Below are 20345 nucleotides of genomic sequence, written 5' to 3'. Positions count from 1 at the left end.
AGATTTGAGAGATGGCCAAGGTACTGGTCGTGACGTCAGGCAAGGGGGGCGTCGGCAAGACCACGACGACCGCCGCGCTGGGAGCTGCGCTCGCGCAACGCGGCGAAAAGGTCGTGGTCGTCGATTTCGACGTCGGCTTGCGCAACCTCGACCTCGTGATGGGCGCCGAACGCCGCGTCGTGTTCGACCTCATCAACGTGGTGCAGGGTGTCGCAAAGCTGCCGCAGGCGCTGATCAAGGACAAGCGGCTGGAGAACCTCTGGCTGCTGCCGGCCTCGCAAACCCGCGACAAGGACGCGCTGACCGAAGAGGGCGTGGGCAAGGTCATCGACGATCTGCGCAGCCGTTTCGACTGGGTGATCTGCGACAGCCCGGCCGGCATCGAGCGCGGCGCCTCCATGGCGATGCGCTTTGCCGACGAAGCTGTGATCGTCACCAATCCCGAAGTCTCCTCGGTGCGCGATTCCGATCGCATCATCGGCATGCTCGATTCCAAGACGGTGCGGGCCGAGAAGGGCGAGCGGGTCGAGAAGCACATCCTCATCACCCGCTATGATCCCTCGCGCGCCGCGCGCGGCGAGATGCTGACCATCGAGGACATCCTTGAGATCCTCGCAACGCCGTTGCTCGGCATCATCCCGGAGAGCCAGGACGTGCTGCGCGCCTCCAATGTCGGCACGCCGGTCGTGACGCTGTCGAACGCTGAAGGTGCTCCGGCGCGGGCCTATATCGACGCGGCGCGGCGGCTGTGCGGCGACACCGTGCCGATGCAGGTGCCGACCGAGCGCAAGGGCTTCATGGACCGCCTGCTGCGACGGAGGGCCGCATGAGCATGGGTTTGCTTCGGCTTCTCCGCGGCAACAAGGCCTCTGCACCCGTCGCGCGCGAACGGTTGCAGATCCTGCTTGCTCATGAACGCGGACTGCGCGGCCAGCCCGATCTGCTCGGTGTGCTGCGTGAGGAAATTCTCGCGGTCGTCTCCAGGCACGTCACGCTGGACCCGACCAAGGTCATCGTCCGGCTCGATCGCGGCGACGAGGTCTCGACCCTCGAGGTCGATATCGAGGTGCCCAATGATTTCGAGCGCAGGCGCGCGGCGGCCGGGTAGGGATTTCGGCTGCGACGCTTCGAATTTGGGGTGGGTGAGAAGGCGGTCCGCTGGGCATAGCGGGCCGCCTTTTGCGCGCCGGTATGAACGCTACGGAACGAGGTCAAGGGCTCAATCGTTGTGAACAACCCGCGGCGGCGCGATGCACCGCGGTTTCGTCAAACGGGAGAACGCCCATGATGACCGAGGTCCAGGTCCACACCGTCGCGCGCCAGATGCTGGAACAGCATGGTTTTGCGGCGATCGCGAAGGCCGCCGAACAGGCCCGGGCCTGCGAGGGCCGCGGCGAGGCCGATGACGCCAAAGAGTGGCGTCACATCGCCGACGCGATGAAGATCATACGCGGTCCGCACCAGAGCTGATACTCCCGCGCGTTCAACGCTCCCCGCGGTCGGCGCCCTGCGGCGACGTACGATGCTGCGTCTGCGGCTGGGAGCGCTCGCCCGTTTCCTTGCAGGGCAGCGGCTCCCACGAGCCGTCCGGCGCCTGCTGGTAGGCGCTGCACGATGACGACGAGGTCGATTTGTCCTCGCCCTTCTGGGCGTCTGAATTCTTCGCCATCACGGGCGCAGTCAGGATCGTGGCGACGGCAAACGCGACGGCGAGAAGGACATGGTTGATCCGCATGGGGCTCCCCTGTTCGAATTCGAAGAGAGCCGCATGCTGGCGAGGATTGTGACGATTATTGGCCGAAGCAAAAGTTCCGGCGCGGCGTGCTTAACGCCGCGCAACAACGCTAGCCGCCCTTGCTGCGGATCAGGCCGGCGAGGTTGGTCTTCTGGGCCTCGCACCAGCTGGGCATGCCGAGGCGGCGTTGGTTGAGGTCGGTCGCCTGGGTGGCCACCGCGACCTCGGCCATCAGATCGTCGTCCTGCTTCTCGCCCAATTTGCCGCCGGTGTGCATCCAGGCGATCGCCTTGCGGACCTTCTCGGTGGTGCCTTCGGGCAGCTGCATCTGCTCCGCTTTCTGCACCAGATCCTGGTAGACGACATCGGTGCCGGGACATTCGACCTTGGCGGCGAAGGCCTGCAAGACCAGCGTGACATAGGTCGAACGTGGATGGTCGGCCGCTTGGGCCGGCGCCGCCAGCAGCAACAGGGCCGTCATCAGAAAACCAGTGCGCATCCTTGGTACCTCCCGAATTTTCGGGAAGGCTAGCGACTGCCGCGCCGCTCCGCAATGGGGATGGCGTGCAGCTGCGAAGACGGCCGGCGGGCTAGCGCCGCCAGGCCGGCACCGGATCGAGCGGCGTGCGATAGACCTCTTTGTGATCGCGGTCGGTGACGCGCACAGCGCAACCCTTGCTTTGCAGCTCGGGCTTCACCTGCGACAGCTCGGTGGCCAGTTGAACGGCGCGATCGGAGGCGACCTCGATGTCTTCGAGGATGATACCGCCCTGGTTCTTGAACTCTTCACCAACCACGAGATCGAAGGAATAGTAAGGCATCCGAATTCCCCGGTGTGACGAATTGAGCTTCGGCTTTCAACACATGACCGATGGTACCACTGAGTCGATGTTTATCGAATGAACGGCGCGCGCAATCTCTGTGCTTATGGCGCAGAAATGATGTGCAGCATTCAAGCGTGTTAAGATTTTATTAAATATGTCGGCGTGATCATGAGGCATGGAATTGCAGCAGAACCGGGCTCCGGGAACCGGCAGCTGCAAGAGAAGGCCGCCGGCATAAATCCCGACGGCCTTTTCTCTTGATCGAAAACGATCGAAGCGCCGCTTCCCGTAGTCACCCGGAGTCAACGCATCACATCGACTCGGACAGCATCGCTGGCGCGACGCTTTCGTGTCGTCGCGTGACGATGGTTCAGCGCAGCGGCATTGGCGGGCGTACGACAGGTCCGTCGTCGTCGGCAACGGCTTGCGTCGTCGTCACTGGCGCAGCTGGCGGCGGGACTGCGGAAACGTGCGACGGCGGCGGCGGAGCGAGCGGCGCGGGCGAATAAGCCGGCATGTAGGTGTGCGACACGACAGGCTTGGGCTTGCGAACCGGCGGCGCAGCAGGCCGCGGCGGCAGCGCCGACATTTGCGCGCGCGGATCGACGCGCGGCTTCGCATCGGCCACCGGCTTCGGCGCGGGCGGCTTCGCCATCTCGCGTGCCATCTGCTCCTGCCCGGCCTTCAACTCGGCGATGTTGGCCTTGAGCTGCTCGATCTGTTGCGCCATCGCGGCGAGATCGCGCGTCATCGACTGCACTGATGACGCAGGATCGGATTGTGTTGCCGTGGGCACTGCTGCTGCAACCTGGGTTGCGGGCGGAGTCGTCGATTGATCGGTTGCTTGATCTGTCGCGGCTTGATCCGTTGCGGTCTGGTCGGCAGGCGGCGCGGCCTGTGCGGCGGCGACCGGTGCCGTCTGCGAGGTCGAAGGCAGCAGCGACGCCAATACCGGCGTCCATTCGGCGAGCATCTGTCTTGCGGTGTCGCCATGTTTCTCCCAGGCGACAGTGGCGGCAGCGCTTCCGCCCGCAAACAGCATCGTGACGAACGCGCCGCGCAGCCATTTGCCAGCCGAGGACCGCTTCTGCCGGCTGAGACCATCACCGGCCGCAACGCGCACGGCGGTGTCGACCGACGGCGCTGCCGCCTGCGGCTCCACGAGGGGACTGAACTTCGGCTCCGGATCCATTCTGGACTTCAGCGTGAACGCCGGATCTATCTTGGGTTCCGGTCGGCTCTTGATCTCAGGCGCGAGCGCGGGCGCGACGCTGAGAGGGCGGGAGGCCAGCACAATGTCAGGCGAAATTTGCACGGCGTCGTGCGGGTCGTTGTTCGTGACCGTGTCCTTCACGATCTCATCGACGATTTGCCGAGAGTTCAGCGTCGCGAGCATCGCAGCTCCTTTGAAGCCCGGGTGTTTTGATGCCCGGGTGTTGAGTAGTTGAAGTGTTGGCCGTCCGCATTCGCGCGAGCAGATCCGTGAAGAGAGCCCATCCAATTCCCGAGGCCCAAGCACATGACGCACGAGTCCAGCCGGGTTTGACCAAAGCAAGGCGAGGGGATGGAGACTGTGCGACGCTCTTGCGCCGTTTGTGGTGATGGAACCCGCCTCAGAAAACACGCGCAATTGTTCCGCAATGCCTTGTTTTCAGCACGATTTTGGCAGCATCTGGCGTCGCTGGGGGTGCTGCTATCGCTATCGGGGCCGGCGGTGCCAAGATCCTTATTCGTTCTATTCGTCCTTGCCATGCTGCCGTTGGGCGGCTGCATGCAGACGACGCTTTCGCCATCGACAGATGCGAGCATGACGTCGCGCGACCGGCAGTTGCTGGCGCATACGCCGTACGCGCAGGCGAACGTGCCCGAGCAATATCTTCGTCACATCGTCGATTATCCGCGCAAGGAGCAGCCGGGCACGATCCTGGTCGATACCGATGCGCGCTATCTCTATTTCGTGCTGCCCGACGGCAAGGCGATCCGCTACGGCGTCGCGGTCGGCGAGGAAGCCATGGCGTTCTCCGGGGTCGCGCGGGTCGGTCGTCTGGCGGAATGGCCGGACTGGGTTCCAACGGCGGACATCCAGGCGCGGCTCGGACCCTATCCGGCCCGCGTGCCCGGCGGTCCCGCCAATCCGCTCGGCGCGCGGGGCATCTATCTCTATGCCGGCAACAAGGACACGCTCTACCGCATCCACGGCACCAACCAGCCGGAATATATCGGGCAGGCGATCTCGTCCGGATGCATCCGGATGCGCAACGAGGACGTCATCGATCTCTATGACCGGGTGAAGCTCAATTCAATGGTCGTGGTGCTGCCGCCCGGACAGAACGCGCAGGTCGAGGCGCGGCCCAGCTGGCGCGGGTGAGGTCGCCCTAATTCTCGGGACGGGCAATACGCCATTGCAACGTCGTGGCATTGCCGTTGGCCTCGCCCGGCGCCTTGTCGGCCGGCGAGGTGTAGAGCGGACGATAGCGATAGGCCCACATCTTGCTGCCGTCGTTGCGGTTGATCACGGTGAAGTCGCCGATCGCCTTGGCGTCGGCCGTTGCGGACAACGGCACCCAGCTCTCGACGCATTTGCCGTTGCAGTTCGATGTCTTGCCGGTGGTATCGCGCTCGTAATAGTAGAGCGTCATGCCGTTGAGGTCGACGAGCGTGGGGCCCTGCTTGGTCAGGATCACTTTCGCCGGTGAGGTCGCGGGCTTCGGCGGAGGAGGGGCATCGCCGCCGCCGTGGCCATTCGCGAGCGCCGGAGCGGCCGAGAGTGCGATCGCCGCCGCCGCAATGAGGAACCTGAACATCCGAAACTCCAGACCGGCAAAGTTAATCGCGCGTTAAACGCCGAATGCGGCGGACCCTAACAGCCGAAGGTTAGTTCCTGGTTTCGCGACACTGCGACAACGACCGGTAGAATTACGGTGGGTTAGGCCTGCACCTCGCGCAGCGGGGCGCGGCTGAGTTCGTTACCGGCGGCGATGGCCTTGTGCAGGAGGCGCATCAGATCCTCACCTTCCTTCGCGCTAAGGCCACGCAGCATGATGCGTTGCGCGGTTTCGACGGCCGGCGTGATCTTGCGCAGCGTGCGGCGGCCTTCGTCGGTGATCTCGAGTTCGCGGGCACGACGGTCGCGGCGCGAGGCGCGGCGCTCCGCAAGCCCCTTCTGCACGAGGCGGTCGATCACGCCGGTGATGGTGGTGCGGTCGTAGGCGATCAATCCTGCGAGCGTCACCTGGTCGAGTCCCGGATTGGCCTTGATGGTTGCGAGCGCGGCGTATTGCACCGGCGTGAGGTCGAAGCCGGCATCCCCGACCTCGGCCAGAAACACCGCGACCGCGATCTGCTGGAATCGGCGCGCCAGATGTCCGGGCATGTCGTTGTTGTCTTTCACCGAATTTCTCCGTTGGGGGCGGGACGGTCGGGATCGTTGACAAGTATACTGATAGTCAGCATACTGATCAATATCCAAACAGACCATCGGCGGGAGAGGTGCTCATGCAATTCCATCTCAATGGATTTCAGCCGGGCGACCCTGAAATCGCCGATCCCGCCGCGCGCATTCAGGCTTCGGGCGCAACGGGGGGCGTGCCCGAAGAGGTCGATGTCCTCATCGTCGGCTGTGGCCCTGCGGGCCTGACGCTCGCGGCCCAGCTTGCGCAGTTTGCTGACATCAAGACCTGCATCGTCGAGCAGAAGCCGGACCGCTTGCTGGTCGGGCAGGCCGACGGCATCGCCTGCCGCACCATGGAGATGTTTCACGCCTTCGGATTCAGCGAGCGTGTCCTGAAGGAAGCCTGTTGGGTGAACGAGACCACGTTCTGGAAGCCGGACGAGCGGATTCCGGAACATATCGTCCGCAGCGGCCGGGTGCAGGACGTCGAAGACGGTTTGTCGGAATTCCCGCACGTCATCCTCAACCAGGCGCGCATCCATGACGGCTTTCTCGACGTCATGCGCAAGGCGCCGGCCAAGCTCGAGCCCCATTACAGCCGGCGCCTGCTCGACCTTCAGGTCGATCCGGCCGTGGGTCCCGCCGACCATGCCGTGACGGCGCGGCTCGAACGGGTCGATGCCGAGAACGAGGGCGAGATCGAGACGATCAAGGCGCGCTACGTCGTCGGCTGCGACGGCGCCCGCAGCATGGTGCGCAAATCGATCGGCCGCGAGTTGCTCGGCGATTCCGCCAATCATGCCTGGGGCGTGATGGACGTGCTGGCGGTGACCGATTTTCCGGACATCCGCTTCAAGGCCCTGATCCAGTCGGCAAAGGACGGCAGCCTGCTGATCATTCCGCGCGAGGGAGGCTACATGGTCCGCCTCTATGTCGAGCTCGCCAAGCTCGACATCGGCGAGCGCGTCGCCAATCGCAACATCACCGCCGATGACGTGATCGCGAAAGCGCAGCGGATCCTGAAGCCGCATACGCTGGATGTGAAGGAGATCGCGTGGTGGTCGGTCTACGAGATCGGCCAACGACTGACCGACAAGTTCGACGACGTGCCGGGGGCCGAGATCGCTACGCGTCTGCCGCGGATCTTCATCGCCGGCGATGCCTGCCACACCCACAGCCCGAAGGCGGGGCAGGGCATGAACGTTTCGATGCAGGACGCCTTCAATCTCGGCTGGAAGCTCGCTGCCGTTTTGCGGAAGCAATCTGCGCCGAGCCTGCTGCATTCCTATTCGGCCGAGCGCCAGGCGGTTGCGAAAGAGCTGATCGATTTCGATCGCGAATGGGCGGGGATCCTCGCGTCCGCAGCCAAGGCCGGCGGCGCCGATGCGGCCAGGACGCAGGACTATTTCGTGAGGCACGGTCGCTACACCGCGGGCACGGCGACGCATTACCGCCCGTCGGTTCTGACCGGAGCGACGTCCCACCAGCATCTGGCGCAAGGCTTCGTCATCGGCACGCGCTTTCATTCCGCGCCCGTGATCCGGCTTGCGGATGCCAAGCCGGTGCATCTCGGTCACGCATCGTCCGCGGATGGCCGCTTCCGCATCTACGCTTTCTCCGGCGCGGAGAATCCGGCGGCAGCCGGCTCGGCCATTCGCGCCTTGTGCAGTTTTCTCTCCGAGGCGCGGGAGTCGCCGGTCCGGCGTTACACGTCGGCGGCCGCCGACATCGACAGCGTGATCGACCTGCGGGCGGTCTTCCAGCAGGATCATCGCGAGCTCGCCGTGGAGGCGATGCCGGCGCTGCTGCTTCCGCGCAAGGGCCGCTACGGCCTGATCGACTACGAGAAGATGTTCTGTCCGGACCTCAAGAATGGTCAAGACGTTTTCACCATGCGCGGTATCGATCGCAAGGCCGGCTGCATGGTCGTGGTGCGGCCGGATCAGTATGTCGCGACCGTGCTGCCGCTCGATGATTTTGCTGCGCTTGCCGCGTACTTCGACGGGTTTATGCAGCAAGTGAACTGACGGGACGGCGGCGCACACTCTCTCTGCGCGTGGTGTCGATGAACGGCGAATGAATATTGAACCGCGCGCTGCATCCGTCTCGATCTTTCGACGAATGACACCTTCGTACGCGGAACGCCCGTTCCGCTGGCGCGTTCCGACTCGAAAGAGGAGGACTACGCCATGAAATTCCGAAGCGTGTTGTTAGCCGCATTGCTGCTTGCCCCGACGGCCGCGCTGGCCGCACCGGGCATGGTCACCGTCTCGACCGGCCTGCGCGCCGGGCCGGGTCCGGGCTTTCCGCTGGTCGATCGCATCCCCGAGGGCGCCCGCGTCGACATCCATGGTTGCCTGCGCGGCAACGCCTGGTGCGACGTGAGCTTCTCGGATGACCGCGGCTGGGTGTCGTCGCAATATCTCGAATATCTCTACCGCAACCACTACGTCTATCTCCCCGACTATGTCGACGAGATCGACGTGCCAATCGTCCCCTTCGTGCTGACCTCGTACTGGTCGAGCTATTATCAGGGGCGGCCCTGGTATCGGCGCCATGCCCACTGGAATAGCTACTGGACCTCGCATCAGCGCGACGCGACGCGGATGACAATCGATCCGCGCGCGGCTCGCATCGGCCGCGCGGCAACGCGCGATGCGGCGGTCGCACTCGGGCGCAACGGCGCGAATGCCAGGGAAAATATGAAGGGCACGGCCACGGTCTCCGGACGTGATGCCGCAACTTCACGGCACGACGCCGCCATCGACAGGCACGAGACTGCGGTGACGACCGACCGGAGCCGTGCGGGACGAAGCGACCGCATCGCGCATGAGCGGACCAATCTTCAGGGCCGCAATCCGCACGATGCACAAGCCCGCATCATGCACGAGCAGGCCGCACAGCGCGCGGCTGTGCGTGCGCAGCCGATGGCGCGCCCGCATGAGACGCCGCGTGTCTCAGCCGCTCCTGTAAGCCGACCCACGATGCCGCATGTGGCCCAACCCAATTTGAGCCACGGCTCGCCGATGAACGCTCATGCCCAAATGCCGGCGCCGCGCGCGGCTGCGCCTGCGATGCCTCATGGGGGTGGCGGCGGCGCACCTCACATCAACGCCGCGCCGCACGGCGGTGGTGCGCCGGCCGGCGGTCCCGGTGGCGGGCACCAGAAGCACTAAATCTGTCAAAGAAAGCCCGGCCCTCGCGCCGGGCTTTCTGCTCGGGGCGGACCGGGTTCCGTGCGCGTACAATTTAAGAAGGTTCTTCGCGGGCAGATTTCATCGATCGTAAGATGTCTACTCAAAGCTGTAAGCATTCCACTCGGGGCAGCGGGGCACGGGAGGATGACGACGATGAGACAGAACCAGGCGGAGACGCGCCGCCACAATGTCGCGAAGCGGTCGATGACCAGGGAAGCCAAGCAGCTGTCCGGCCTGATTGCCGGATTGCGCCAATCTCTCGAGGTGATTCACAAGGAGCGATCGAGCACCAAACTCTCCGGCGCCGAGATGGGCCTTCTCGACGAACGCCGCAACAATCTGTTGCTGACCATCGCAGCCCTCGACGACCGCCTCTCGGCGGTGCAGGGGCTGATCGATCTTGGCCGCCCTCACATCATTCGCGTCCACTGATCCGAGCGCAGACCTGATGCTATCGGCTTCGTCGCGGCGGCGACGGAACCGGGCTCAGCTGCCGGCTCTGCGTGGCATAGGGATTGGCGTAGCACTGGGCGGATTGCCCGGAGGCGGTCGCGGCGCACTGCGCGATCGTCGCAAAGCTGCAATCGATGCTGCGGCCGTCGATGGTGTAGATCTCGATGCAGACGGGATGGCGCGGATCGTAGGTCTGCGCCGCTGTGGGCGCCGAGCCAAGCAGGCCCGCACCAAACAAGCCCGCGACAAGCAGAATCGCATTCATGATGCGGCCCACGATCGATCTCCTTCGCTCAGCCGGAACAAAGCACAATGCTGCCGCGGATGGCACCAAATTGCCACGCTCCCGGCGAATTGCCGCCAAAGCCCGCTGCCACGAGGAGAGCGGGTGCAGGGGCAACGCTAAGGGGATGCGCATTGGCCTACAAGATGATCGCAGAACGCGACAACGAGAAGTGCAGTTTTGCCCGCGAGAGCCGTTTGCTCATCGTGGCGAAGGCGAAGGTTTGGGCGAGCGAGGGGTGGAAGGTCGTCATCACCGACCAGGACGGCAAGGCCTACGCGCCGCCCGAATTCGATCAGCTATTGGCGGCCTGACCGCAAGACCGGGCAGGGGACGACATTGATTTCGCACTTTCGTCCGGGGCGCGACCTGATCGCGCCCCTAATATCTCTTCCAACGATGAGTCTTGCAGCCGCCGCCGTCCTGACGGCGACATTTGCCGTCGCGCAAAATCTCGATGCCGGCAAGTCGCCGCAAAAGCTTTTCGCCGATGGGTGCGCGACCTGCCATCGCAGCCCGCGCGGTCTTGCCAAGGGGCGCTTCAACCTGACGCTGTCCTGGTTCCTGAAGGACCATTACGCAACCAGTTCGGACACAGCCAAGGCGCTTGCCGCTTATCTGGAATCGGTCGATACAGCGCCGCCGCGAGCTGCGGCCAAGCCTGGCGCGAAGCGCTCCGGGCCGCGTGCTCCCAAACCGTCGCAAAGCCAGTAGGCATGAGTCGGCCGCTGGCAGGGCGTCGCGAAGCAGGGCCTGCCGGTGAACACCCTGCTTGCCGCCATCAATGCACCGTGGTCGCCGAGAACAGGTTGATGACCACCACTCCGGACACGATCAGCGCGATGCCGACGAAGGCCGCAGCGTCGAGCATCTGGCGAAACAGCACGAAGGAGACCGTTGCAGTCAGGATGATGCCGACCCCGCCCCAGATCGCATAGGCGATGCTCAGGGGGATGACCCGGATCGCGACCGACAGCGCGTAGAACGAGGCGACATAGAACAGCATCATCGCCAGTGTCGGCCACAGCCGCGTGAACTGCATGGATTGCTGGAGGAAGGCGGACGCCGTGACCTCAAGGACGATAGCGAGGGCAAGCGCTGCGTAGGCATTGAAGGCGGAAGTCATCACGGGCTCGGGCGTATTGTGCAAAGAAAGATACGGCACGGTACGGGGAATATGACGTTTGCCCGGGTCCAGCTATCACGTGTCAGTGACGAGCCTGCGACACGGCGGAGCGCAGCACGAAACCGCCGCGCGATGGTTCGCGCGGCGGTTCGCTGGTGGTGGCGTTAGTTGATCCGCACGGAGAGTTCGACGTCGTCGGCAAAGGCCGTGGACATGTAGCCGCTTCCGGGCCTGCGCATGCGCGCCAGATAGTCGGGGCTGTCGTCGGCGTTGTCGGCGACGATGATCGCGCCCGGCCGGAGATGGCCTTCGACCAGATCCAGGATATCGGGGTAGAGCGCCTTGGCGCCGTCGAGCAGCACGAGATCGATCGTATCCGGCAGATCGACTCGAAGCATCTTCAGCGCGTCGCCTTCGCGGATTTCGACGAGGTCCAGCAGCCCGCCGGCCGCGAGGTTCTCGCGCGCCCGGGCCGCTTTGGACGGTTCGAATTCGCTGGTGATGAGGCGGCCGCCGCCATTGTCGCGCAACCCTGCGGCGAGGTGCAGGGTCGAGATGCCGAACGAGGTGCCGAACTCGACGATCGCTTTGGCGCGGGAGCTGCGTGCGAGCATGTAAAGCAGGTGACCGGTCTCGCGGGAGACCGCGAGCGGTGCGTCCTTCAGCCGCCCGTAGAGGTCGCGGTAAGCGGTCTTGCTCCGCATCATCCGTGCGCGGTCGGCGTCGGTCACATCGGCGAAGGCGGCTCGCATCGCGCTGCGCGCGGCTTCGTCCTGGTCGAACAGACGATCGAGCAGTGGCGCAAGTGATGTGATGGTCGGGATGGTCATGTGTCGTCTCCAGATGTCGCCGCGAGGCGAGTGCTTGCGTGAGAACTGAAATACGACTAATTCGTCGCATTCGCTATTCGCATTGCCCGAGGGCGCCATGGCCGATCGCCGAAGTCGTTCAGTTTCCTCACGAAAACAGCCGCAGCAGGCCCGCTCGAACGAGCTGGTGGCGGCCATTCTGGACGCGGCTGTTCAGGTCCTGACCAAGGAGGGGGCGCAGCGTTTCACGACGGCGCGGGTGGCCGAACGGGCCGGGGTGAGCGTCGGGTCGCTCTATCAATATTTTCCGAACAAGGCGGCGATCCTGTTCCGGCTTCAGAGCGACGAGTGGCGGCGCACGAGCGAGCTCCTGCGCGGCATCCTGGCGGACCGGGCGAAACCGCCACTGGTGCGGCTGCGCGCGCTGGTCCACGCCTTCATTCGTTCCGAGTGCGAGGAGGCTGCAATCCGCACGGCGCTCAGCGACGCCGCGCCGCTCTATCGCGATGCGCCCGAAGCACACGACGCGCGGGCCGCCGGTAAAGGCATCGTCGCGGCCTTCATGCGGGAGGCCCTGCCCAAGGCGCCGGATGCGACGCGGGAGCTTGCCGGCGAGCTGATCAAGACGACGCTGAGCGAGGTCGGCAAGCAGTTCTCGGAGACACCGCGCAACGAGGCGGAGATCGCGTGTCATGCCGACGCAATGGCCGACATGTTCTGCGCCTATATCGATGAGCTCGCGCGGCGGCGAGATCATTCCTGACATCCGCGTTTGCGGGCCAATATCGCTTCTGATCTGACCGGATCATGAGTTAGCCTCGATTTGTCCTCCAGCCCGCTAACGAGCGCCCCGCCATGCATGTCCTCCGCCCCCCAATTCCGCATCGAGGAGCAGCAAGCGCTGGAATTCGCAACCCAGCGCGGCTTCGGCATGATCGTCGCGGCGGATGAGCGCGGTCCGCGCGCCTCGCATGTGCCCTTCGTGCTGGAGCAACGCGAGGGGCGTGCGATTGTCCAGATCCATTTCACCGCCAGGAATCCGCTCGTTCCGCTCGCGGATGGCGCGCGGCGCTTTCTGCTGATCGTTGCCGGCGACGACGCCTACATCTCCAACGACTGGTATTCTTCGCGCGACAACGTCTCGACCTGGCTGTACGAGGCCGTGCACCTGTCCGGCGTGGCGCATCTGCGCGGGCTCGACGAGAACCGCGGGCACGGCGATGCACTACTCGCGGTCGCCGAAGCGCGGCTGCCGAAGGCGCCCTGGGACCTGGCGCAGATGGAGCCAGACAAGCGCGAGACCATGTTGGCCACCATTCGCGTCATCGATCTCGTGGTGGATACCGTCGAGGGGCAGGCCAAGCTCAACCAGCACAAGAGCGATGCGGATCACGTCGCGGTCGTGGACCGGCTGGCGCGGTCGGAGGAGAGCGGGCATCGGCGGCTGGCGCGGAAGATGCAGGCGCTGCGGCCGGGGCTTGGATATGATTTTTCGTGATCCGGGCGACCCTTGTCTCGTTTGACGATTACTCCTACGGACCTCTTTCATGCTCGTCATCTCCATTCAAAGCCAGGTGGTCCACGGCCACGTCGGCAACAGCGCCGCCGCCTATGCCATCCAGGCGGAAGGCGTGAATGTCGCCGCGGTGCCGACCACGCTGCTGTCGAACCATCCGCGCTATCCGACCCTGCGCGGGCGGGTGCTGGAGACAGAGCTCGTTGCAGATCTGCTGAGAGGCGTCGAGGAGCGCGATCTCGTCGACGAGGCCGCGGTCCTCGTTACCGGCTATCTCGGTTCGCCCGGCAATGCCGCTGTCATTGCCGATTTCGTCGAGCGGGCGCTGACCCGCAATTCAAAGCTGGTCTATCTCTGCGACCCCGTGATCGGCGATGACGGCCGCGTCTACGTCGCCGACGGCATCCTGGACGTGGTCCGGCACCGGCTGCTGCCGGCCGCTAATCTGACCACGCCGAACCAGTTCGAGCTCGGGCTGCTCGCAGGCCTCGACATCGCGGATGCGCAGGGTCTGCGCGCGGCGTGCGCGGCGCTGGCGGGGACCGGCCACATCGACGTGGTCGCCACCGGTTGCACGCTCACTGATACGGCGGAAGGGCAGGTGGAAACGATTCTGTGCGCCGACGGTCAGTTGTCGCGCTTTGCGACGCCGCGCCTGCCGATCCGCCCCTCAGGCACCGGCGATCTCCTCACCGGCCTGATCGCGGCGCATCTGGCCAAGGGCACAGCGACCGAGGCGGCGGTACGGCTCGCAGTCGAAACCATTTACGCGGTGCTGGTGCGTACACAGCAGGCCGACACCGCGGAGATGCGGCTCGTGCCGCTGCCGACGCCGGGACGGTAAGCTGTGCTACTCAGGTCGCGCGCTTCGCGGCCGATTGCGCTGATTTCTGCGGCTTCGCGGGGACCTTCTGCTCGCGCGTCGCCTGTGCCTTCGCCTTTGGCAGCTTTGCGCTTGCCACGGCCCGCGCCTTCCTCGGCTTGACGCTGGCTTCCTTGCGGTCCGACGTGCCTCGGCGCGAGACGTATTCCGTACCGTCGACCGGGCCGACATGCGGCGGATCGCGGCCGAGATAGGGTCGGCCGATACCGAGCGCCTTGCCATTGGCATCGACCCACTTCCACAGCACCTCGGTCGAGACCCAGCGCTGCGCGCGGTTGTCGCCCTTGGTGCTGACGATGTCGGCGGCCATGCCGTGTCCGTAGCCGCCGCGCGTGCTGCCGCCGTGGTAGGAGCGGTCCGAGGCAGCCTTCAGGCCACTCGCGATCGACTGGCGATAGTCGTCGCGGAACGCGCTGGTGATGCCCGGCGAAAGTCCGGCAGCCTCAGCCGCGAGCAACGTGCGAAACAGCTTTTTTCTTGAAACTCTTGTCCATGCCGCCGATGACGTAGTCCATCATCGACATGCCGGCGCGGTCGGCCGCCTTCGGATCCTTCCAGCCAAAGTCCTCGTCGACCAGTTTCGTGAAGCTGCGCATCACGGTCACCATCTTGCCCTTGCGCTTGACGGTGACGGCGCGGCGATCCTCGACCTTGACCGAGTCTTCCTTGGGCGTGCGCTGGTAGAGCGCCCAGAGATAGCGGTCGATGCAGGCTTCCATGACGTAGCATTCGTCAAGGACTGCGGTCGTGTCCGCGGACGGCGAGGCCTTGCTCGCCGCCGGCGCGGGGCCGGTCGCGATCGTCGCGGGCGACAGCGCGTCCGTCGTCACGATCTCGGTGGGATCGGCGGATGCGAGCTTTATCACGGGCTCCGACGCCGGAGCCGCCTCGCTGGCGACTGGTGCCGGGTCAGGCGCAATCTGCGGCGCGAGCGGCGCTTCGGTCGGCAAGATCAGCACTGGGTCGGCCGAGGCGAGCTTGATGGCTGGAGCTGGCGCCTCGGGCGCTGCCGCTTCAGCATTGACCAACCCTGGTGTCGCAGCGACAGCGGCCGCGATATCGGCGGTCAGGGCGACGCCGTCCTCGATGGCCGCAGCGTGCGGGATGTCGGCGAGGTCAAGCCGGCTGAGATCCTTCGCGCGCGAGACGGCGGAAGCATTTGCGCCGCTGTTCTCGAGGAGTGCAGGGGCATAGGCGGACAAAGAGAGTGCCAGCCAGCCGGCGAGAACCGCCGAGGGGCAGGAGACCGCCACCAGAAGAGACCGCCGATCATTCATGATCCCTGCCTCCAAACGGTTCTGTCGAACCTCGTCTTCTCCGAACAGTCTTGACCAAACAGTCTTTGACTAAACAGTCTTGCACGAAAAGGCACGCCGCGCGTCGATTGTTCGGAGGACGGTGTGGCGGCGCAATGGCGCAATTCGGGGAAATGGGGCTTTTCAAGCAGGTGTTGCGCGGGGGCAACGCGGGTTCCATTGCGGTTCCAAGGGCGCTTGTTCGCGGGCGGTAGGCAAAATTCGTTAAAGGCGAATATTTTGGCACGGGCCGTCGTAACCGTGTTTCGCCGACACATTGCGCAACCTTGTCACGGCGGGCGCGTTAGGCGCCCATGACGCATTCCTCGCTTCGTCCCATGGACGGCTTCGACCCCACCGAGCCCGCCATCCTGCACGACCAGCTCTCCGATACGATCATCACCTGGACCGCTGAGCAGGCCGACGATTTCAGGCGCGCCAGCCGGCCGGGCCAGGACGGAACCGTAATCTGGAAGGCCTACGTCTTCGATGGCTGGGGCCACGTGCTCGGCGGCTGACCGCCACTCATAAAAGCGTCATGTCGCAGCCGGCGGTGATTCGGCCAAAGCCTTGTGCGCATTAAACATATTGCCATGCACCGGGCGCGTTGTTGCAATGCAGCAGTGCATGTCGCAATGCAGCAAAATGGGCTTAGATGTGCTCCGAACGTTTCATTCAGGAGCATCACCCATGAACAAGAAGACTCTGTCGATCGCCGCCGCCATCCTGACGATCGCGGGCAGCACCGCGGCTTTCGCCGCCGAACTGCCGACTTATGAGGCCAACGGCTTTCCGGTCTCCCCGATGCAGGTGCGCGTGCTCGGTGCCGCGCATGTCGAGCAGCAGGCCTCGGCGCCCACTACTGTCGCTTCGGTCCACCAGACCCGCGTTCTGTCGCCGCGCAAGGTGAAGACGGCTGACGTCACGACGGGCAGCGCCCGCTGATCTGGGGACGCCATAAGCCAACGTCAAGCCAACGTGATGCAGGCTCGTTTTTTCCGAGCCTGCCTGGACCGCGTTCCCTTTCGGGAGCGCGGTCTTTTTTTGGGCGCGGCGAGTCATGATCACGTGCGGTTGTGTACGGCCGTTCAAAGCGAGTGTGATCTCTTTAATAGTTGCTTTGCAGATCGCGGCGCTTGATGCGGGCGCCGCTTATTGAGCAGCCAAGAATCATTTCCATAATGGAGTAGTCATGCCCGTTGCACAGAAAGCCGTTGTTGCAAGCGTCTCGCCGCGCGCGTTTATTCTCAAACATCTCGCCTTGTTCGCAGCCGCCGCGCTGTTCGTGTTCGTGCTCAGCCTGACGTATGGGCTCGATCTCAGCCCGGGATTTTTCTGAGCGAAAGGCGCGCTGGCGTCTTTCGCTTGCGTGCCAGCCTTGCAGGCACATGGGTTGAGCCACGGCCTCTGTCGGCGTACCGCTTTGTCCCATGGATCAGCGGACGAGCGGCGCCGACGCTCTCACTCAAAAGAACGATGCGGCATCGGCGCTTGTCGGCGTGCTCTGCGGCCTCGCCGCGGCGCTGTTCTGGGCGCTCGGCTTTGCCGGCACGCGGCACGGGCTCAAGGTCGGTTTTACGCCGGTCGACCTGCTCGTGCATCGCTATGTCTGGTCCGGAATCGCGTTCCTGCCGCTGGTGATACGCGGCGGGATCTCCGATCTCTGCGGCATCGGCTGGGGCAGGGGCCTTGCGCTGATGGTGCTCGGCGGCCCCGTGATGTCGCTGATCTCCTACACTGGCTTTTTGTTCGTGCCGCTCGGTCATGGCAGCGTGATCCAGCCCTCCTGCGCAACGCTCGGCGGCCTGCTGCTCGCGGCCTTGTTCCTGAAAGAGCATGTCTCCGCGTCGCGCATCGCCGGCGCTGTCGTCATCGTCGGCGGGCTCGGCGTGATCGGCGCGGAATCGATCGGCCATATCGGCGCCGACGGCGTGCTCGGCGATCTCACCTTCGTGCTGACCGGATTGATGTTCGCAGGCTTCGGCGCGCTGGTGCGCCCCTGGCGGGTCTCCGCCGTGTCGGCTGCGCTCGTCATCAACGTGTTGTCGCTGCTGCTGCTGCCGATCTACCTCATGACCGGCGGCCTCGCACGGATCGCGGCGATCGGTATCGGTGAGAACGCCATCCAGGCGCTGGCGCAGGGCGTGCTTGCAGGCCCGGCTGCGCTTTATCTGTTCGCCGTCTCGGTGCAACGCCTCGGCGTTGCCCGCGCCGCCGTTGTCCCCGCCTGCGTGCCGGCGTTGACGGTGCTCACCGGCTGGCTCCTGCTCGGCGAGCCGCCGACACTATTGCAGACGGCCGGATTGGTGACGGTGCTGTGCGGATTCTATCTGGCGCAGAGGCAGCGATAGATCGCGGCCCCCTAAACGGCGCTTACCATTCGATAGTGGTAAACTTGACGCCGCGGCCGGTCAGCTCCCGCCCGAGCCGCTCGGCGCGCTCGCTGGCGGATTTGCCGAGCAGCCGATACCGGCCTCCGAGCGCCTTGTCGGCGACAACCTGATGCCGGATGTTTTCGTACAATCGCAAGACGGCCTGATCGCTCAGATTGTCGAACATGTCATCGGTCGGGTTTGGCCTGGTCGCGTCGCTTGTTGGCGGTCCTCGCAGAGCGGCCTCCCAAAATGTTCGTGCGGATGCTGCGTGATGGGTACCGGTCCGGCGCAGCAGCGTATGTCCACTTTTGAACAGTGGGCCTCGGCTTACGCCTTCCTCACGAACTCCGATTTCAGGTTCATCGCGCCGATGCCGTCGATCTTGCAGGCGATGTTGTGGCCGTCGGTGGCGTCCTGCAGGCGGATGTTGCGGACCTTGGTGCCGCCCTTGACGACGGAGGAGGAGCCCTTGACCTTGAGATCCTTCATCACGATGACGCTGTCGCCATCAGTGAGCGCATTGCCGTTGGCATCGCGCACACCGGCCTCCTGAGTGGCGTCCGCGGCGGCCTCCGCCGTGCCGCTCCATTCGTGGCCGCATTCCGGGCAGACCCAGAGGCCGCGATCCTGATAGGCGTGCTCGGAGTTGCAGGTCGGACATTTCATCGCGTCGGTCATTATTCGCCTCGTCGCCCGTCACGGGCGCGCCGCACGCATTCCGCCGGAAAAGATGGATTGGGAGCAAATCCTTTACCATGGCTTTCAGTCCTGGCGGAACCCTTGGAAACTTAGGAGTTCAGGAAAAACTCTGCGGTATCGAGGTCCGGAATTTGTAGCTGCGTCGGTTCGACGTCGCGGCGGAAGGGAGTGTTCTGGTCATGAGCGAGCATCGCGCCGCAGTCAGACATCACATGCTGCGCACCGGCATTGTCGAATTCGACAACGGCACCGGCAAGATCATCAGCGCGCCCTGTACGATCCGCGATGTCTCCGGCACCGGCGCGCGGCTCGGCCTCAACGCCTCGCTCTGGGTCGCCGAGCAGTTCACGCTGGTCTTCAGCAGCGGACTGCGCAAGGACTGCCGCGTCGCCTGGCGCAAGGGCAGGCTGATCGGCAGCGCGTTCGTGGAGGGCTATGCGAGCGCGGACGAGCAGGCCGTCATGATGACCGCGGACGAGCAGTCCCGCCACCGGCTCGGGATCGGCGCGCGCCTCAGGGCTGCGCGCGAAAAGCGCGGCTACACGCAAGCCCAGCTCGCAGAGCTCATCGGCGCCATGCCTGCCTTCGTCTCGCTGGCCGAGCAGGGCGAAGCGGACATCCCGCTCTACCAGCTGATGCACATCGCCGATCTGCTGATGGTCGGCCTCGACGGGCTCGTCGCAGGGCCGGCGCCTGAGGATTTCGACGCGGCGTAGTCAGCACTCCGTCAAAACAAAAACGTCGAAAACAACCCCATGCACAGTAGAAATCCCGAGGGATTTCAAAATGTTGGAAATCCGAAACGCTGTTGGTGTTGGGCCGTAGCCCGGGTGAGCGAAGCGATACCCGGGAAGGCCGCCAGCAAAGGTCCCGGATGTCGCTTCGCTCATCCGGGCTACGGGCCTATGCGCGCCGCCTCGACTTCGGCGATACCGAATCGAATTTGACTCGTCGGGCAAAACAGGGGCAGTATGGCATGATGGCGCCGCTGGAAGCTGGTGGCTCGCCAGCTGCGGAGCGACATGCCGAAAAAAGCAAAACCAACAAGAAAACTGAAGACCTACCAGACCTCGCTCGGCTTCTACGACCAGGCGATCGCCGCGCCCTCGATGAAGGCGGCGCTGGATGCCTGGGGCGCCAGGTCCAATCTGTTTCATCAGGGCGCCGCGAAGGAGACCGACGATCCCGACATCGTCGCGGCGACGATGGAGAAGCCGGGCGTGGTGCTCCGGCGTCCGGTCGGATCGGACGGGGCGTTCACCGAGCATTCCGAGTTGCCGACCGATCTCGCTGACGACGAGGCCAAGCCAAAAAAGTCTAGAGCCAAGTCCAAAGCCAAGTCCAAGCCGGCAAAACGTCCGGCAAAGGCTGCAAAGCAACCACCCCGCAAGGTCGACGATCAACAGGCGCGCAAGGCTGCCGCGGCGTTCGAGAAGGAAGAGCGGCGGCGGGAAGCGGAGCGCCGCAAGGAGGAGGCCGTCCGCGCCAAAGAGCGCGCGCGCCGCGACAAGGCGGTTGCCAGCGCGCAGGCGGCGCTGGACGAGGCGAGGCGGGAGCACGACGCGCGCGCGGAGGCGATCGAAGCCGAGCGCGTTGCGCTGGACGAACGCGCCGAAGCGGAGGCGACGCGTTGGGACAAGCAGCGGATGAAGCTGGCGGAGGCGGTGCGTCGCGCGCGGGAGTAAATGCCCGGCCATGCGTGCCGCGTCGCCGTCTCCGTCGGCAAGATCGCGGTTCCATGCCTATATGGACTGCAGTC

At 64.7% G+C, this 20345-nt stretch carries 28 protein-coding genes and 2 pseudogenes; 18 read left to right on the top strand and 12 right to left on the bottom strand.

Annotated elements, in window-relative coordinates:
• The first annotated feature begins 11 nt into the window (after nucleotides 1-11).
• The 3 genes from minD (at nucleotide 12) to ACVIN2_RS03970 (ending at nucleotide 1470) form a co-directional block, all read left to right on the top strand.
• Nucleotides 12-830, top strand: coding sequence for a septum site-determining protein MinD (gene minD, locus ACVIN2_RS03980; protein ID WP_456764573.1), 819 nt, complete (start codon nucleotides 12-14; stop codon nucleotides 828-830).
• Nucleotides 827-1108 carry a cell division topological specificity factor MinE gene (gene minE / locus ACVIN2_RS03975; RefSeq protein WP_007609560.1) on the top strand — a complete coding sequence of 94 codons (282 nt, stop codon included), beginning with the start codon at nucleotides 827-829 and terminating at the stop codon, nucleotides 1106-1108. The genes minD and minE overlap by 4 nt, the downstream gene beginning before the upstream one ends.
• 176 nt (nucleotides 1109-1284) lie before the next feature.
• The gene (locus tag ACVIN2_RS03970) at nucleotides 1285-1470 is read left to right on the top strand and encodes a hypothetical protein (RefSeq protein WP_007609561.1); all 186 of its coding nucleotides are present in this window, start codon (nucleotides 1285-1287) and stop codon (nucleotides 1468-1470) included.
• Nucleotides 1471-1483: 13 nt separating this feature from the next.
• On the opposite strand, the gene ACVIN2_RS03965 is transcribed toward ACVIN2_RS03970, so the two are convergent.
• From ACVIN2_RS03965 to ACVIN2_RS03950, 4 genes are all read right to left on the bottom strand, one after another.
• Nucleotides 1484-1735: a hypothetical protein gene (locus ACVIN2_RS03965; protein ID WP_456764572.1), complete on the bottom strand. Its 252-nt coding sequence runs from the start codon at nucleotides 1733-1735 to the stop codon at nucleotides 1484-1486.
• 109 nt (nucleotides 1736-1844) lie between these two features.
• Nucleotides 1845-2234, bottom strand: a complete 390-nt coding sequence (locus ACVIN2_RS03960) for a hypothetical protein (RefSeq protein WP_027517634.1) — start codon at nucleotides 2232-2234, stop codon at nucleotides 1845-1847.
• A gap of 91 nt (nucleotides 2235-2325) precedes the next feature.
• Complete coding sequence (locus ACVIN2_RS03955; protein WP_007591727.1) at nucleotides 2326-2556, bottom strand: DUF6894 family protein; 231 nt, start codon at nucleotides 2554-2556, stop codon at nucleotides 2326-2328.
• Between the two features lie 373 nt (nucleotides 2557-2929).
• Nucleotides 2930-3955, bottom strand: coding sequence for a hypothetical protein (locus ACVIN2_RS03950; protein ID WP_456764571.1), 1026 nt, complete (start codon nucleotides 3953-3955; stop codon nucleotides 2930-2932).
• A 354-nt stretch (nucleotides 3956-4309) separates the two neighbouring features.
• Between ACVIN2_RS03950 and ACVIN2_RS03945 the strand changes: the two genes are divergently transcribed.
• The gene (locus ACVIN2_RS03945) at nucleotides 4310-4927 is read left to right on the top strand and encodes a L,D-transpeptidase (RefSeq protein ID WP_456769638.1); all 618 of its coding nucleotides are present in this window, start codon (nucleotides 4310-4312) and stop codon (nucleotides 4925-4927) included.
• A 7-nt stretch (nucleotides 4928-4934) separates the two neighbouring features.
• Here the strand turns inward: ACVIN2_RS03945 and ACVIN2_RS03940 are convergent, their stop codons facing one another.
• A complete protein-coding gene (locus ACVIN2_RS03940; protein ID WP_456764570.1) occupies nucleotides 4935-5363 on the bottom strand; it encodes a COG4315 family predicted lipoprotein in 429 nt (142 codons plus the stop codon).
• A 122-nt stretch (nucleotides 5364-5485) separates the two neighbouring features.
• A complete protein-coding gene (locus ACVIN2_RS03935) occupies nucleotides 5486-5950 on the bottom strand; it encodes a MarR family winged helix-turn-helix transcriptional regulator (RefSeq protein WP_456764569.1) in 465 nt (154 codons plus the stop codon).
• Between the two features lie 104 nt (nucleotides 5951-6054).
• On the opposite strand from ACVIN2_RS03935, the gene ACVIN2_RS03930 reads away from it, so the two are divergent.
• The 3 genes from ACVIN2_RS03930 to ACVIN2_RS03920 all read left to right on the top strand — a co-directional run bounded on the left by ACVIN2_RS03930 (nucleotide 6055) and on the right by ACVIN2_RS03920 (nucleotide 9579).
• Nucleotides 6055-7977 carry an FAD-binding monooxygenase gene (locus ACVIN2_RS03930; protein ID WP_456764568.1) on the top strand — a complete coding sequence of 641 codons (1923 nt, stop codon included), beginning with the start codon at nucleotides 6055-6057 and terminating at the stop codon, nucleotides 7975-7977.
• Nucleotides 7978-8139: 162 nt separating this feature from the next.
• Nucleotides 8140-9126: an SH3 domain-containing protein gene (locus ACVIN2_RS03925; protein WP_456764567.1), complete on the top strand. Its 987-nt coding sequence runs from the start codon at nucleotides 8140-8142 to the stop codon at nucleotides 9124-9126.
• 174 nt (nucleotides 9127-9300) lie between these two features.
• Nucleotides 9301-9579 (top strand): hypothetical protein, encoded by a 279-nt coding sequence (locus ACVIN2_RS03920; RefSeq protein ID WP_456764566.1) that lies wholly within the window; start codon nucleotides 9301-9303, stop codon nucleotides 9577-9579.
• 19 nt (nucleotides 9580-9598) lie between these two features.
• Here the strand turns inward: ACVIN2_RS03920 and ACVIN2_RS03915 are convergent, their stop codons facing one another.
• Nucleotides 9599-9877, bottom strand: a complete 279-nt coding sequence (locus tag ACVIN2_RS03915) for a DUF3551 domain-containing protein (protein ID WP_456764565.1) — start codon at nucleotides 9875-9877, stop codon at nucleotides 9599-9601.
• A gap of 140 nt (nucleotides 9878-10017) precedes the next feature.
• Between ACVIN2_RS03915 and ACVIN2_RS03910 the strand changes: the two genes are divergently transcribed.
• The gene (locus ACVIN2_RS03910) at nucleotides 10018-10197 is read left to right on the top strand and encodes a hypothetical protein (protein WP_027517643.1); all 180 of its coding nucleotides are present in this window, start codon (nucleotides 10018-10020) and stop codon (nucleotides 10195-10197) included.
• A gap of 85 nt (nucleotides 10198-10282) precedes the next feature.
• Nucleotides 10283-10597 carry a hypothetical protein gene (locus ACVIN2_RS03905; RefSeq protein WP_456764564.1) on the top strand — a complete coding sequence of 105 codons (315 nt, stop codon included), beginning with the start codon at nucleotides 10283-10285 and terminating at the stop codon, nucleotides 10595-10597.
• A 67-nt stretch (nucleotides 10598-10664) separates the two neighbouring features.
• On the opposite strand, the gene ACVIN2_RS03900 is transcribed toward ACVIN2_RS03905, so the two are convergent.
• Complete coding sequence (locus ACVIN2_RS03900) at nucleotides 10665-11009, bottom strand: DMT family transporter (RefSeq protein WP_456764563.1); 345 nt, start codon at nucleotides 11007-11009, stop codon at nucleotides 10665-10667.
• 164 nt (nucleotides 11010-11173) lie between these two features.
• Entirely contained in the window at nucleotides 11174-11839 is a 666-nt protein-coding gene (locus ACVIN2_RS03895) for an O-methyltransferase (RefSeq protein WP_456764562.1), read from the bottom strand.
• A gap of 97 nt (nucleotides 11840-11936) precedes the next feature.
• Between ACVIN2_RS03895 and ACVIN2_RS03890 the strand changes: the two genes are divergently transcribed.
• The 3 genes and pseudogenes from ACVIN2_RS03890 (at nucleotide 11937) to pdxY (ending at nucleotide 14178) form a co-directional block, all read left to right on the top strand.
• Entirely contained in the window at nucleotides 11937-12581 is a 645-nt protein-coding gene (locus ACVIN2_RS03890) for a TetR family transcriptional regulator (RefSeq protein ID WP_456764561.1), read from the top strand.
• Nucleotides 12582-12673: 92 nt separating this feature from the next.
• Nucleotides 12674-13316 (top strand): annotated as a pseudogene (locus ACVIN2_RS03885) (FMN-binding negative transcriptional regulator).
• Nucleotides 13317-13365: 49 nt separating this feature from the next.
• Nucleotides 13366-14178, top strand: coding sequence for a pyridoxal kinase (gene pdxY / locus ACVIN2_RS03880; RefSeq protein WP_456764560.1), 813 nt, complete (start codon nucleotides 13366-13368; stop codon nucleotides 14176-14178).
• A 10-nt stretch (nucleotides 14179-14188) separates the two neighbouring features.
• On the opposite strand, the pseudogene ACVIN2_RS03875 reads toward pdxY, so the two are convergent.
• Nucleotides 14189-15494, bottom strand: a pseudogene (locus tag ACVIN2_RS03875) (hypothetical protein).
• Between the two features lie 332 nt (nucleotides 15495-15826).
• On the opposite strand from ACVIN2_RS03875, the gene ACVIN2_RS03870 reads away from it, so the two are divergent.
• The 4 genes from ACVIN2_RS03870 (at nucleotide 15827) to ACVIN2_RS03855 (ending at nucleotide 17863) form a co-directional block, all read left to right on the top strand.
• Nucleotides 15827-16030: a hypothetical protein gene (locus tag ACVIN2_RS03870; RefSeq protein WP_456764559.1), complete on the top strand. Its 204-nt coding sequence runs from the start codon at nucleotides 15827-15829 to the stop codon at nucleotides 16028-16030.
• A 172-nt stretch (nucleotides 16031-16202) separates the two neighbouring features.
• The gene (locus ACVIN2_RS03865; RefSeq protein WP_211396075.1) at nucleotides 16203-16457 is read left to right on the top strand and encodes a hypothetical protein; all 255 of its coding nucleotides are present in this window, start codon (nucleotides 16203-16205) and stop codon (nucleotides 16455-16457) included.
• Between the two features lie 247 nt (nucleotides 16458-16704).
• On the top strand, nucleotides 16705-16851 hold the full coding sequence (locus ACVIN2_RS03860) for a hypothetical protein (RefSeq protein WP_018454523.1): 147 nt from the start codon (nucleotides 16705-16707) through the stop codon (nucleotides 16849-16851).
• Nucleotides 16852-16942: 91 nt separating this feature from the next.
• Nucleotides 16943-17863 (top strand): DMT family transporter, encoded by a 921-nt coding sequence (locus tag ACVIN2_RS03855; protein ID WP_456764558.1) that lies wholly within the window; start codon nucleotides 16943-16945, stop codon nucleotides 17861-17863.
• A 22-nt stretch (nucleotides 17864-17885) separates the two neighbouring features.
• Here ACVIN2_RS03855 and ACVIN2_RS03850 read toward each other — a convergent pair whose 3' ends face one another.
• Both ACVIN2_RS03850 and ACVIN2_RS03845 read right to left on the bottom strand, forming a co-directional pair.
• On the bottom strand, nucleotides 17886-18071 hold the full coding sequence (locus tag ACVIN2_RS03850; RefSeq protein ID WP_035962695.1) for a hypothetical protein: 186 nt from the start codon (nucleotides 18069-18071) through the stop codon (nucleotides 17886-17888).
• A gap of 143 nt (nucleotides 18072-18214) precedes the next feature.
• Nucleotides 18215-18565, bottom strand: coding sequence for a zinc ribbon domain-containing protein YjdM (locus ACVIN2_RS03845; RefSeq protein WP_456764557.1), 351 nt, complete (start codon nucleotides 18563-18565; stop codon nucleotides 18215-18217).
• A gap of 200 nt (nucleotides 18566-18765) precedes the next feature.
• On the opposite strand from ACVIN2_RS03845, the gene ACVIN2_RS03840 reads away from it, so the two are divergent.
• Together ACVIN2_RS03840 and ACVIN2_RS03835 are read left to right on the top strand one after the other, a co-directional pair.
• The gene (locus ACVIN2_RS03840; protein ID WP_456764556.1) at nucleotides 18766-19302 is read left to right on the top strand and encodes a helix-turn-helix domain-containing protein; all 537 of its coding nucleotides are present in this window, start codon (nucleotides 18766-18768) and stop codon (nucleotides 19300-19302) included.
• Nucleotides 19303-19608: 306 nt separating this feature from the next.
• Nucleotides 19609-20271, top strand: a complete 663-nt coding sequence (locus tag ACVIN2_RS03835; protein WP_456764555.1) for a cell envelope biogenesis protein TolA — start codon at nucleotides 19609-19611, stop codon at nucleotides 20269-20271.
• Nucleotides 20272-20345: the final 74 nt, after the last annotated feature.

This window comes from Bradyrhizobium sp. USDA 3650, assembly GCF_054057395.1.
Note: the sequence above shows the minus strand (reverse complement) of the source record. Positions and strands in the feature narration are given on the sequence as shown.